This window comes from Cupriavidus sp. GW822-FHT02D05, from assembly GCF_058802485.1.
In genome coordinates this window covers 76,906-89,084 of the sequence record NZ_JBXAOE010000005.1, presented here as the reverse complement: position 1 = coordinate 89,084, position 12,179 = coordinate 76,906, and the positions used below count along the sequence as shown (strand labels likewise).

The 12,179-nt window shown below is 64.0% G+C and carries 9 protein-coding genes; 4 read left to right on the top strand and 5 right to left on the bottom strand.

Annotated elements, in window-relative coordinates; translation table 11 throughout:
- Positions 1–74 precede the first annotated feature (74 nt).
- Positions 75–1,007 carry a LysR family transcriptional regulator gene (locus AC1RQK_RS08485; RefSeq protein WP_492808498.1) on the bottom strand — a complete coding sequence of 311 codons (933 nt, stop codon included), beginning with the start codon at positions 1,005–1,007 and terminating at the stop codon, positions 75–77.
- 238 nt (positions 1,008–1,245) lie between these two features.
- Here AC1RQK_RS08485 and AC1RQK_RS08480 point away from each other — a divergent pair, with 238 nt between their 5' ends.
- Together AC1RQK_RS08480 and AC1RQK_RS08475 are read left to right on the top strand one after the other, a co-directional pair.
- Entirely contained in the window at positions 1,246–2,019 is a 774-nt protein-coding gene (locus tag AC1RQK_RS08480; protein WP_492808677.1) for a putative hydro-lyase, read from the top strand.
- 175 nt (positions 2,020–2,194) lie between these two features.
- Positions 2,195–3,487, top strand: a complete 1,293-nt coding sequence (locus tag AC1RQK_RS08475) for an MFS transporter (RefSeq protein WP_492372533.1) — start codon at positions 2,195–2,197, stop codon at positions 3,485–3,487.
- 414 nt (positions 3,488–3,901) lie between these two features.
- Here the strand turns inward: AC1RQK_RS08475 and AC1RQK_RS08470 are convergent, their stop codons facing one another.
- Positions 3,902–4,213, bottom strand: a complete 312-nt coding sequence (locus AC1RQK_RS08470) for a helix-turn-helix domain-containing protein (protein WP_492372506.1) — start codon at positions 4,211–4,213, stop codon at positions 3,902–3,904.
- A 315-nt stretch (positions 4,214–4,528) separates the two neighbouring features.
- Between AC1RQK_RS08470 and AC1RQK_RS08465 the strand changes: the two genes are divergently transcribed.
- Positions 4,529–5,539: a CBASS cGAMP-activated phospholipase gene (locus tag AC1RQK_RS08465; RefSeq protein WP_492372507.1), complete on the top strand. Its 1,011-nt coding sequence runs from the start codon at positions 4,529–4,531 to the stop codon at positions 5,537–5,539.
- A 117-nt stretch (positions 5,540–5,656) separates the two neighbouring features.
- Positions 5,657–5,896: a hypothetical protein gene (locus tag AC1RQK_RS08460; protein ID WP_492808495.1), complete on the top strand. Its 240-nt coding sequence runs from the start codon at positions 5,657–5,659 to the stop codon at positions 5,894–5,896.
- Positions 5,897–6,081: 185 nt separating this feature from the next.
- Here AC1RQK_RS08460 and AC1RQK_RS08455 read toward each other — a convergent pair whose 3' ends face one another.
- Genes AC1RQK_RS08455 through AC1RQK_RS08445 form a run of 3 tightly spaced genes read right to left on the bottom strand, consistent with a single transcriptional unit; the run spans position 6,082 to position 12,125 of the window.
- Positions 6,082–7,377 carry an MFS transporter gene (locus AC1RQK_RS08455; RefSeq protein ID WP_492808493.1) on the bottom strand — a complete coding sequence of 432 codons (1,296 nt, stop codon included), beginning with the start codon at positions 7,375–7,377 and terminating at the stop codon, positions 6,082–6,084.
- A gap of 46 nt (positions 7,378–7,423) precedes the next feature.
- Positions 7,424–8,215 carry a 2,3-dihydro-2,3-dihydroxybenzoate dehydrogenase gene (locus AC1RQK_RS08450; protein WP_492808491.1) on the bottom strand — a complete coding sequence of 264 codons (792 nt, stop codon included), beginning with the start codon at positions 8,213–8,215 and terminating at the stop codon, positions 7,424–7,426.
- Positions 8,216–8,270: 55 nt separating this feature from the next.
- Entirely contained in the window at positions 8,271–12,125 is a 3,855-nt protein-coding gene (locus AC1RQK_RS08445) for an amino acid adenylation domain-containing protein (RefSeq protein WP_492808489.1), read from the bottom strand.
- Positions 12,126–12,179 lie beyond the last annotated feature (54 nt).

Sequence of the window (12,179 nt, the reverse complement as noted above, 5' to 3'; positions counted from 1 at the left end):
GGGCGCGAAAGCACCAGGGAAGGCCGCCGGCCGCAAGGCCGTCGGCAGCCTCCGGGCCCAGCCAGTGCGCGGCGTCACAGCGGCTCAACCAGCCGCCTGTTGCTGTTGCGGCAGTATTCCGCGCAGGCCGCGCGTGCCGAGGTGGCTGCGCCGTGCACGAATAGCGGCGCGTCGGCACGCCGCGACATCGACACCACGATGGACGGAGGCGCGGGCTGCAGCGGCAACTCCACGACTTCGCCGCTCTCGATCAGCTTGTCGACGAACAGGCGCGGAATCGCGGCCACGCCGAAACCATCGCGCACGAGCTGGACGATCACGGCAATCGACGGCGACCCGGTAATGCGGGTTTCCGAAAGCGGCACACCGTGGGCTCCCGCGAGTTTGGCCACGATGTCCTCCAGCGCGCGATGCGGCGCGGTCCCCCGGCCGAACGTCAGGATGGGATGTTGCAGCACCTGCCTGGCAAGCGAGCCGCGCGTGTGCGACAGCAAGCCTGCGCGCGCCACCCAGTGCACGGGATAGTTGGCGAGCGCATTGCACACCACGTTGCTTTCGTCACTGCCTTCGACGCGAATGATGAGATCGAGCTCGTCGGCAATCAGCCTGCGCTGGAGCACCACGCTCACATCGGCGGTCAGTTCGACTTCCAGCTGTGGGTAGTCCGCGGCGAGCCGTCGCATGTAGTTCGGCAGCCAGCTGTGCACCACGGTCTCGATCACGCCCAGGCGCAGGCGCCCGCGGATCTTGCTGTCGCCAGAGGCGGCGGCCTGCAGCCGCCGTGCGGCCTCTACCACTCCCTTTGCGTACCCGAGCAGGTACTCGCCATTGGGCGTCAATCGAAATTCGCGGCTCTCCCGGTCGACCAGCGCGGTTTGCAGCTCATCTTCCAGTGCCTTTATCCGTTGGGAAATGGCAGCTGGCGTCGCATGCAGCGCGGCTGCCGTTGCACGAAAGCTGTGCAATTTGGCTAGCGTGACGAAGGTTTCGAGGAATCGCGTATTCATCCGGCTGTGGAGTGAATCGGTGCAGAAGGCGCAAAATTGCTTGGGATATCCCGACAGTTGGCGTTAATCCCGGTTTGGCACCAGCTCGGTGCGGGTAGGGGGAAACCCGTAAGGTTGTTAAGAAATTCTATACATAGGTGCCAACAAAAAGTCGTTGGCGATAAAAAATTTTACTCTCTATCGTTCAAGGCAACCACGACGACGTCATAACGCCATGAGAACGCAGATGCCCGAAGACCTGATGCCTTTCGACTTTCGCCGGACCGTGCGCAGCGGGCAGTTCCGTGGCCCCACCGCAGGCTATTGCGGCGACTACGCCCAGGCCAACCTGGCCATCCTGCCGTCGGCGTACGCTAGCGATTTCCTGCGCTTCTGCCAGGCCAATCCGAAGCCGTGTCCGTTGCTGGGCGTCGGTGAGCCGGGACAATGGCATGTGCCGGTACTCGGGCGCGAGGTGGACATCCGCAACGATGTGCCGGCTTACAACATCTATCGCGACGGGCGGCTGGCCGAAGAGACCGAATCGCTGGCCGACCTGTGGCAGAACGACTTCGTGGTGTTCGCCATCGGCTGCTCGTTCTCGTTCGAGCACATGCTGGCGCAGGAAGGCATCCCCTTGCGGCATGTCGAGCAAGGCCGCAACGTGCCGATGTACCGCACCAGGATTGCGAACCGGCGCGCGGGCGTTTTCGGTGGCGAGCTGGTGGTGTCGATGCGGCCCATGCGCGGTGCCGAGGCGATTCGCGCCGTGCAGATCACCAGCCGTTTCCCTGCCGTCCATGGAGCGCCAATCCACATCGGCGACCCGGCTGACCTGGGGATCGAAGACCTGGCCAAGCCGGAGTTCGGCGATCCCGTCACGATCAAGCCGGGAGAGCTGCCGGTCTACTGGGCCTGCGGCGTCACACCTCAGACCGCGATCATGGCCGCGAGGTTGCCGCTGGCGATCGCGCACAAGCCCGGCCACATGTTGGTGACCGATATCAAGAACGCCTCGCTTGCCGTGTTCTAGTCCACCGGCGGCCAACGAAAGATCCGCGCGAGTCCGAGGGCTGCGTTCATCCATCGATGGGCGATGGGCAATGGGCCGGCCCCGGTAGCCGCGCGAAAGACCGTTCAACCCACGCGCCCAGGAGCGTTTCATGGACAACAAGACCCCCGCGGCGGCGGCCGCCGCCAATCCCGCAATGGTTTCCTCCGTTGCACCAACGGCGTCTGTCGACGCCGGCGGCAACCTGTTCTCCTGGTACGGCGATGCATCGTCTCGCCAGAAGCGCGCCTTCTGGAGCTGCAAGGTCGGCTATATGCTCGACGGCATGGATACGCAGATGCTCTCCTTCGTCATTCCGACGCTGGTCGCTACCTGGGGTATCAGCCTGGCCGACGCCGGCTTCATCGGTACGCTCACCTTGCTGGCTTCGGCACTGGGCGGTTGGGCCGCCGGCATCCTGTCGGACCGCATCGGCCGGGTGCGCACGCTGCAATTGACGGTGGTGTGGTTCGCGGTCTTTACCGGCCTGTGCGGGCTGGCGCAGAACTACGAGCAACTGCTGGCCGCGCGCGCACTGATGGGCTTCGGCTTCGGCGGTGAATGGACCGCCGGCGCCGTGCTGATCGGGGAGGTGATCCGCGCCAAGGATCGCGGCAAGGCCGTCGGCCTGGTGCAATCGGGCTGGGCGATTGGCTGGGGTCTGACGGCCATCCTGTACTCCGTGCTGTTCTCGGTCCTGCCGGCCGAACTGGCGTGGCGCGCGCTGTTCCTCATCGGCCTGCTTCCGGCGCTGCTGGTGGTGGTCATCCGCCGCTACGTGAAGGAGCCGGACGTCTACGAAAAAGAGAAGGCGGCGCAAGGCAAGGCGAGCGATCGTCCCCGTTTCACGGAGATCTTCAGCCCGAAGCTGCTGTCGACGACGGTGCGCGCGGCGCTGCTGGCGACCGGCGCACAAGGCGGGTACTACGCGATCACGACCTGGCTGCCGACGTACCTGAAGACCGAGCGTCACCTGACGGTGATGGGGACGGGGGGATACCTGGCCATGATCATCTTCGGCTCGTGGATCGGCTACCTCGTCAGTTCCTATCTGACCGACAGGCTTGGCCGCAAGCCGAACTTCATTCTCTTCGCGGTGGGTTCGATGACGGTTGCCTTTGGCTACACGATGCTGCCGTTGAGCAACGGCGCCATGTTCTGGCTGGGCTTCCCGCTCGGGTTCTTCGCTTCGGGCATTTTCAGCGGCATGGGCGCGTTCCTGACCGAACTGTTCCCGACGCGGGTGCGTGGCTCCGGCCAGGGCTTTTGCTACAACTTCGGCCGGGCTGTCGGCGCACTCTTTCCCTTCCTGATCGGCGCGCTGTCCAAGCAATATGGACTCGGCGCCAGCATCGGCATCTTCGCCGCGGCGGCCTATGGCGTGCTCATCATTGCCGCGCTGACGCTGCCGGAAACCCGTGGCCGCGAGCTCGAAGCCGCTGGCATGTAAGTCCCCGGCAACTGCCGCTCTGGCGCTCTTGAGCTGGTGTGAGGTGTCGCCGTGGATGAAGCGGGTCTCCCGCGGCGACACGACCGTCGTGTACGTCCCTCCGGTTTGCACCAGGGCCGCTTTGGCAACGGTTGCACTTACGCGCGCAGAGTGTAAACATGCGCGGGCGCCCGGCGCGCGCCTCAATCTCCTTCGGTGCCACTTTCCAGAGCCGGGCCAGCGCCGCCCGGCCGTTGAACACATAACCCGCACCTGCGGAGTACGTCAGGTCATAGGCCGGTGGCAGGCTCCATGTTGCGCCCCACTATAACGGCGCCAACGGTCTGACCGCGCATGAGGACATGGGCGCTCGCGGGAACGCCTTGTACCGGACGGGCGCGCCGCGGCGAGCGCGGCTTCCCTTGCGTCACCAAACTATCGTTCCTTGGGCTTGTAGGCGCGCTTGCGGACTTCGCCTCGCGCAGACAGCGCTTCGCTTGGTGGCAAGGTATCCGGGAAGGCTGCGTCCAGGCTGCCGATCATGCTCAGCGCTCGCATCACCTTTACCAGTGTGGATACGCGCACATCCCGTCCGGCCTCCAGGTCGCCCAGAGCGGTCCGGCCGACCCCGGCGCGTTTCGCCAGGTCCTCGATCGTGACGTTGCGTTCTATGCGCTTGGAGCGCAGGCGGGCACCGATTTCAGCAGCGATTTCATCGCCTGTCGATGTGCTTCGAATAGCAGGCATAACGTATGCTTTTGTGTCACTGCGCCCGGAAAGGCGATCATATCGTATGGTCCGGCATCCAGGGGGCATGTCAAGATACACGTCGATAAGCTTGCTATAGCAGTCGTAATATGCCTATCAGGGCTTGGTTGATCTGTTGCGCCCCCCGGCCTAGGCTTGCATGCCCTCGTTGACCATCTGCATGCGCGGCGCCAGCGTCAGGCTGCATTTCTGAATGCTGACAACTGCTTCGACAAGTGATTATCATGCTTCTTGCTGCACAGCGACGCAACGGGATAAAGACGTGTCATCGAAATTCCGGCGAGGAGGTCCCGAATGACAAATGCAGACTCCGGACGGTTTCAGATCCTGGCGCTGTCAGGCGGAGGCTTCCGAGGCCTTTATACGGCCAAATTGCTAGCTGACTTCGAAGAAGAGATTGGCGCGCCAATCGCCACTCGGTTCGATCTTGTCACGGGCACATCGATCGGTGGCATCCTGGCATTGGCCATTGCGATGGAAATCCCTGCGCAGCGCATTGTCGAACTTCTCGCCAGTCATGGGGGATTGATCTTCAAGCGGCGCTGGTCTCTGGCGGGAATCTGGCGCGCACCATTTTCTTCCGCACCTTTGCAGTCGCTGCTTCGTGACAAGATGATATTTGGTGATCAAGTCCTCGGAGCATGCAGGCATCCGGTCATCATACCGGTGATCAATTACTCGACAGGCAGGCCGCAGATCTTCAAGACGCCGCATCATCCGGATTTCAAGCGAGATCATAAATGCCGGCTGGTAGATGTCGCCATGGCGACTAGCGCGGCGCCCGCATACTTTCCACGATATACGTTCAACAACAATCAATATGTTGACGGCGGTCTGTACGCCAATGCGCCGGGCATGCTCGCGGTCCACGAAGCGCAGTCGTCCATGGGGCAACCGACAGACCGCATTCACGTGATGGCGGTCGGTACCATGTCATCGAAATTCACCGTCAACCCACGTCGAAACCGAGAGGGTGGGACATATGACTGGGGAGGCGTTAATCCGGCAAACATGCCGAAGAGAGTGTTTGGCTTGTCGATATCGGTACAGGAGGCACTGAGTGACTTCATGCTTTCGCATCTGCTCTCAAAGCGCTATTTCCTTGTCGATGACGATCTCACCGACCAGCGCGCACGGGCCGTCGCCCTTGATCGGGCCGACAGCGCGGCGAAGGAGGTATTGCTTGGCGCCGCGACGGAACGCTCCAAGATCTGCATCGGAGACGAAGACTGCCGATCCTTCCTAACTCACACAGCCCGCTCGGCAATGTTCTACTACGGCGAACACACCAATCAGAAAAGCTAGGCCGGCAAAGCGCATGCGCCGCGCAAGCAGGTCGCGGTGGCGCAGGAGCGGGCCAGCGCAATGTGGAAGAATGGAAGCATCCAATGATCCAATATTCTCAACCACGAACGGGTCCATATGAAACTCACGATCACCCTTGAGTTCACCCCAGCCGCGCAAGCCGCGGCAAGAGACATCGACTTGGATCTGACTCCCCACACCGGCGCGATAACACCCGTGATCGGCGACCTGATTCAGTTCCCAGGACAGCCAATCATCTTTGTGGTCATCGGTCGCGTTTGGCAGCCGCGCAATCCGGACAACGTCGAGCTTCGTATCATGCTCGATCTGGCGCCTTCGCCGCTGTCTGTCGTCTGAGGGCATTCTGAGTCGCGCAAGGCGTTTGCGCGATGGTCATGCGATTGCTTGATGGAGAGATCCATCGCAACGCCGCTCATGCTCGCCATTTAGAGGCCATTTCAAAAAGATTCTGGCTTGCCATGGACATGCTGTCGACGCGCGAGGAATCACACTTGCTGAAATGAACCAGGACGCGACAAGCGTCATGCCGCGACATGTTCCTGTGTGCCTCGCCAGGTCGCGCCGAACAGCACCAGCAACAGGATGCTGATCAACGCAAAAGGTGCGTGCGGCAGCAGGTCATAGAGCACCGTGCCGAGTAGCGGCGCTACCACCATGCTTAAGCCTTGCGCGGCGGACATGGCTCCGGCGCAAGCGCCTTGCTCGGAAGCGCAGACAGCATTGCTAGCCAGCGCGGCAACTGCCGGGAGCGCGGCGCCCATGCCCAGAGCGGCCACGGAATAGCTCAGGCACACGGCCATCGGCTGCGTTGGTCCGACCAGCAAGACGGATGCAAAGCCCGCCGCACCTGCCAATGCACCCCATCGCAGCCATTGCTGGGGCGCGACATGCGGCAGCCTGCCAACAATCGCTTGCATCAGGATCAAGGCCAGCCCCGCGCAGCCCAGGGCATAGCCTGCAACGGCGGCCGCTTGGTGGGCCGGGACGTCCAGGCGGTCGATAACGAAAAAGCCCAGCGAGCTGTTGGCCATCGTGATGACGCTGAACAGCGTAAAGGAACTCAGCCACGGCAGGCGGATGCGCATGTCGGTGATCTTCAGGCGTTGCGGAGCGCGTAGAGCTTGTGGTTTGTGCGTGTCTTGCAGGCGCCCCAACCATGGCAGTCCGGCGAGCGGGAGCAGCGCAAAGACGAGCAGCGCAACGGATAGGTTGTATTGACCAATCCAACCCGCCAAGGGCGGAGCGAATACCATGCCAATGGCGCCAGCTGCGCCAAATCGTGCTATGGCGGCAGCCCGTGACTCGGCTGCGGTGTGGTCGGCGATCCAGGCGGTGGCCGCTACGGGCAGGCCGGCAAAGAAGCCACCCATCGCCGCGCGCGTGAGCAGTAGCGCCGCAATATTCAAGCCCATGGCAGGAACGTGATGCGTACCACCTTGCAGTGCCCACCAGACGTAACACGCCAACAGTACGTAGGAGACGGTGAAGCCGACGATCGCCATGCGAAGCACTGGCACACGGCCCCGTGCATCCACGGCTCGGCCCCAGAGGCGGGCGGTTACGATCCAAACCAGACCGACCATGCCGATGATGGCGCCGACATGCCAGGCCTGCAGATGCATCAGGCGGGCCATCGGGCCCGCCACGGCGATAAAGGCGTAGCTGCCGCCCATGGTCGTGAGATTGGTGATCAATAGCGGCATCAACTCTGCGACGGGCAGAGTGGCTGCGGACGTTGTCTGGGTAGATTTGGTGGACATGGCGGTCCTGAAGGGAGAGGTACTGGTGGGGGAGCGATAACAAGCGAAGTCAGTCACTACGTTTTGATTGAGTGACTGGGGCGCTGACGAGATTCGGCTGGAGTCACACGCCCAACGTGGCGCCGCCGTCCACGCACAAACTGTGCAGCGTGACGTGCCGAGATGCGTTCGATAGCAGGAACAGCACGGCTGACGCGATGTCTTCGGGATCTGCAATGCGGCCCAGTGGGATGCCCGTGCGATATGCGGGCAACGAACCCGCAATGACGCCTTCCTTGCTGTTCCTATCCGTCCATAGTTGGCGCTGCATCCGGGTGTCGGTCGAGCCGGGCGCGACGATGTTGCAGCGAATGCCGTGCTCGGCGAGCTCCAGGCCAAGACATCTGGTGAACTGATGCGCAGCCGCCTTGGATGCCGCATAGGCTGCCATCTGCATGCGTGGCACGAACGCCGCGTTCGAGCCAACCGTGACGATGCTGCCCGCTCGGCGCGGCATCATCCGTTGCGCCACTGCACGCGACAAGTGGAACACGCCGTGCATGTTGACGGCAAAGCTGCGGTGCCAGTCTTCGTCGCGCAGGACGTCGACGCTCGCGACGCGCAAAATGCCCGCCACGTTGGCCAGCATGCCGATCGGGCCGATCTGCGCGTCGATGCGATCCACCGCAGCGCGCACGGCGGCGCCATCGGCGATATCTAGCCTAACAGGATGAATCCGATACCCGGCTGCGGCACCGTCGGCCGCTAGTTGTTCCAGCACTTCCGCCTGGATGTCGAGCGCGGCGACGGTCACGCCGCGCGCGCAGAGCGCGCGAACCACGGCCGCGCCTATGCCTTGGGCCGCGCCGCTTACCACGGCAACGGATTCCGGGAAATCGGAGATGGTGCTATCCATGCGATAAAACTCCTGTAGAACGAGGGGATGCGGCAGCTGTCGCCGGCCGGCCCGGCTATGCCAGGCGCGCAGCCAGCGTTGCGCCGATGGCGGCCATGGGCGCTGGGTCGGACATGCCGTCGTGCGAGCAGTCGAGCACGACGCTTTGCAAGCGGCCTGGCCGCAGATGCGGCCGCCAGCTGTCGGGGCCAGGTAAGTGGCCGGGATTAAGCGAGGCCCGGAAGAGCAGCAAATCACCGTCATACGATGGCGTCTGGCTCGCGCGGAACAACTGCATCTGGCGCAGCGTCTGCCGCGCGAACGCGTCGAGCCCGGACCGGCCCAGCGCGGCGAACGGGCTATTCGTGCGCAACAGCCGCTGACGCAGCGTTTCGTCCGCCAGTCCTCCCGTATCGAAATCGCCGTTGACGGTGAGCAGTATCTGCAACGCGTCGCGCAGGATAGGCTGCGGGTGCCCCGCCCAGGCCGAGGCGGGATAGCTGTCCATTAGCGCCAGCAAGCCAATCGCGTGGCCCTGCCGCGCTAGCCTGGCGGCGACGGCATGGGCCAGCGCGCCGCCCAGAGACCATCCCAGCAGGTGGTACGGCCCGTCAGACTGCAACGCACGCACACGCTGCATGTAGCCCTCGACCAACGCGTCGAAGTCTTGCGCCTCCAGCGTTTGCGCCATCGACATCTGCAGGCCATGCACCGTCATATCGGGCAGGTGGCGCGCCAAACGCAGATAACTCCAGGCGAGCCCGTCGGCCGGATGCAGGCAGAAGAGCGCCGGTGCGGCGGACGAGCCGGTCTGGATGGGAAGCAACGGCGCAAAGGCATCGTGCAAGGCCTGTGGCCGGTAAGCCTGCGGCGCCGCCAGCGCGTCGGCAAGCGCCTGCACCGTCCCGTGGCGAAACAGCATGGACACCGGCACGTCCCGGCGCAGCTCCAGCGCGAGCTGGCTGGCCGTCTGCATCGCCTGCAACGACTTGCCGCCCAGATCGAAGAAATTCGATGCTGTTGTCAACGGCACGTCGCCCAGCACCTGACGCCAGATCCGCATCACCTGCCGCTCGAGCGCACCCGCGCCGTCCGCATCGAGATCCGTGTCCGCGATCCGGCCTGCGGCGTGGGCCAACAGGGCCTTGCGATCCGTCTTGCCGTTGGGGTTGCGCGGCAATTGCTCGAGCACATGCCAGGCGTCCGGAACCGCGGGCGCTGGCAATGACTGGGCCAGCATCGCCCGCAGCGCCTGCACGTCGCCCGTGCCCGCCACGAACGCTGCCAGCGTGCATATGCCAGGCCCGCGCTGCACCGGCACCACGGCCGCTTCGCGCACAGCGGGTGCGCCGAGCAGCAGGTTTTCTATTTCCAGCGGATCGATGCGCAGTCCGCTGATCTTGACCTGATGATCCATGCGTCCCAGAAAGCGCAGTTGCCCGCCTTGCAGTTGCGCCAGATCGCCGGTGCGATAGGCGCGCTGGCCGCAATCGGGCAAGCGGACAAAGCGCGCTGCCGTGAGTTGTGGGTCGTGCAGATAATGCAGCGCCAGCGCGTCGCCGCTCAACACGAGTTCGCCCGGCACGCCTGCCGCCACGGGATACAGGCGATCGTCCACGATGCGCGCTTCGACGCCGGGACGAGGCAAACCGATAGGCACGGCATCGCCGGGCTCCCATGCGGCTTGCGGACCGCACAGCCGCGCGGTGGTCGCGATGATGGTGGTTTCGGTCGGGCCGTAGGTGTTCAGCAGCACCTGTCCGGGCAGCAGGTCTCGCCAGCGCGCTACCCGCTCGGGCAGGGCGGCTTCGCCGCCAATGATGGTCAGGCGCAGGCGATCCAGCTTACGTGCCGTGTCTGGATCCAGGGCATGCGCCAGCACATGCCAGTACGCGGTGGGCAGATCGAGTACGGTGATGCCGAGGCGTTTCACCGACGCGGCGAACACCGTCACCGAATCGAGCATCGCATCGTCGCGCATGACTAGCGTAGCGCCGTGGCAAAGCGTGATGAAGATCTCTTCAAGACTGGTGTCGAAATGCAGCGGAGCGAACTGCAACACCCGGTCCGCCGGCTCGATGCCGTACACCGCACGGGTGCTGGCCAAAAAATGCGCGAGCGCCCCGCGCCCGACCAGCACGCCATTGGGCTCGCCGGTGGAGCCCGACGTGTATAGCAGATACGCCGGATGTTGCGGTTGCGGCGAACAGCAACGCGCGGGGCCGTCGATCACGACGCCGGCCTGATCCAGATCCAGCACGGGCAGCGATCCGGCCAGCCCTTGCCACGGCATACGCGTCAGCACCAAGTCGGGCGCCGCGTTGGCCAGGATGCTCGCCGTGCGCTGCGCGGGCCCCTCGGGATTCAGCGGCACGAATACCGCGCCCACCCACAGGACAGCCAGCATCGCGACGATAGCGGCCGGCGAGCGCGGTGCCAGTACCGCGATCCGGCAGTGCTCGCTCATGCCGCGCTGCGCTAACGCGGCAGCCAACGCCTCGACCTGTTTCAGGAGGCTTTGGTAGTCCAGGCGAGCGCCGTTCGATTCGATGGCGATCTGGTTGGGGTAGCGCGCCGCCATTCGTTGCAGCAACGCGATCACGTCGAGTGCCGGCTTGGCCAGCGGCTCGCCCCGGCAGATCGACAGCGACGGCATATCGCCCAGCAACGGCGCCAGGGCCGCATCGGGCGCGTGGCTGGCCAGCGCAAAGAGCCACTCGGACAGACTGCCGGCCAGCGCCGTCAGCCGCGTCACGTCATAGGCGTTGGGATTGGCTTCCAGTGTCACGTGCCATGCGCCGTTGCGCACGGCCAGCGTCACGTTCAAGTCCTTGACGGGCCCCCCGCTCACGGGGCGCGTTTCGCTGGACAGATGAGCGAAGGCTACCTGCCGATCGAACGGCATCAGGTTGACGGCCTGGTTGAACAGGAACTTGTTGCTCTCCAGCAGTCCCAGGTCGCCGCGTATCCATCCGTAGCGATAGTACAGATGGGGTTTGATCGCGCGCAGCCTGCCGACAGTTTCGGCCACCAGCGCCTGCAGCGACGCCTCGGCGCGCACATGCGCGCTCAGCGGCACGATATTCATCGCCATGCACGGCACACTCAGCGCTGGCGTGCCTAGCCGGTTCAGTACCGGCAGGCCGAACGTCAGGTGCCGCTGGCCTGCCTGCTTGCCGAGCCACATGCCGATGGCCGTGAGTATCCATGCGGCCCAATCGGCCCGAGCGGCTTCGGCGGCGGCGCGCAAGACCTTGACGTGCGCCGGATCCAGCAACAACGTATGGCGGATCGCCGTGTTGCCGAAGTCTTGCTCTGGTGCCAATCGTGCGGCAGAGGGCACCTCACGCAGGTGTTCACGCCAAAATGCCCGGTCGATGTCGAACTTGCCTGTTTGCCTGTAATGCGCTTGCGCGGCCACGACGTTGTCCAGCTTCCAATCGGGCAACGGCGGCAGGGGTGCGCGCGTTACGCGGGCGTTGTAGCGGGCAGCCACGGCCTGCTGGATCAGGCTGTAGCCGAAACCGTCGAGTGCGATGTGGTGTACCTGCAAATACCACCAATGGCATTGCGCCGAGAGCCTGAACAGCGCCGTGCGATACAAGGCGTCCGACGTCACGTCGCAACAGATGGACAGGGAGGTCTGCATCCAGTCCTGTGCAGCCCGCACCGGATCGGCCTGCGCGCCGAAATCCACCAGCGGCATTTGCGTGCAGGCCGGCTGGCGGCGTTGCCACAGGATGTCGTCATCCCACTCGAAACGCATGTGCAGCGCATCGCAGTGGTCAAGCACCTCTTGCACGCTGGCCATGAACGCAGCCATGTCCAGGGTGCCGCCGAGTTTGATCGTTTCCGCCGTTAGATAGCCAGGATCGTGGGTATCGACTTGTTGTGCTACCCAGATGCCGTATTGCGCGGAGGTAGTGTGCATGCGTTGACTTGTTTGCAGCATGAGGTGGCGTCCCACGGGAGAAATGCATAGACG

Coding starts and splice junctions, on each gene's coding strand:
- AC1RQK_RS08450 (WP_492808491.1), bottom strand. CDS start 8,215: ATGGATAGCACCATCTCCGATTTCCCGGAATCCGTTGCCGTGGTAAGC.
- AC1RQK_RS08485 (WP_492808498.1), bottom strand. CDS start 1,007: ATGAATACGCGATTCCTCGAAACCTTCGTCACGCTAGCCAAATTGCAC.
- AC1RQK_RS08465 (WP_492372507.1), top strand. CDS start 4,529: ATGACAAATGCAGACTCCGGACGGTTTCAGATCCTGGCGCTGTCAGGC.
- AC1RQK_RS08445 (WP_492808489.1), bottom strand. CDS start 12,125: ATGCACACTACCTCCGCGCAATACGGCATCTGGGTAGCACAACAAGTC.
- AC1RQK_RS08470 (WP_492372506.1), bottom strand. CDS start 4,213: ATGCCTGCTATTCGAAGCACATCGACAGGCGATGAAATCGCTGCTGAA.
- AC1RQK_RS08475 (WP_492372533.1), top strand. CDS start 2,195: ATGGTTTCCTCCGTTGCACCAACGGCGTCTGTCGACGCCGGCGGCAAC.
- AC1RQK_RS08460 (WP_492808495.1), top strand. CDS start 5,657: ATGAAACTCACGATCACCCTTGAGTTCACCCCAGCCGCGCAAGCCGCG.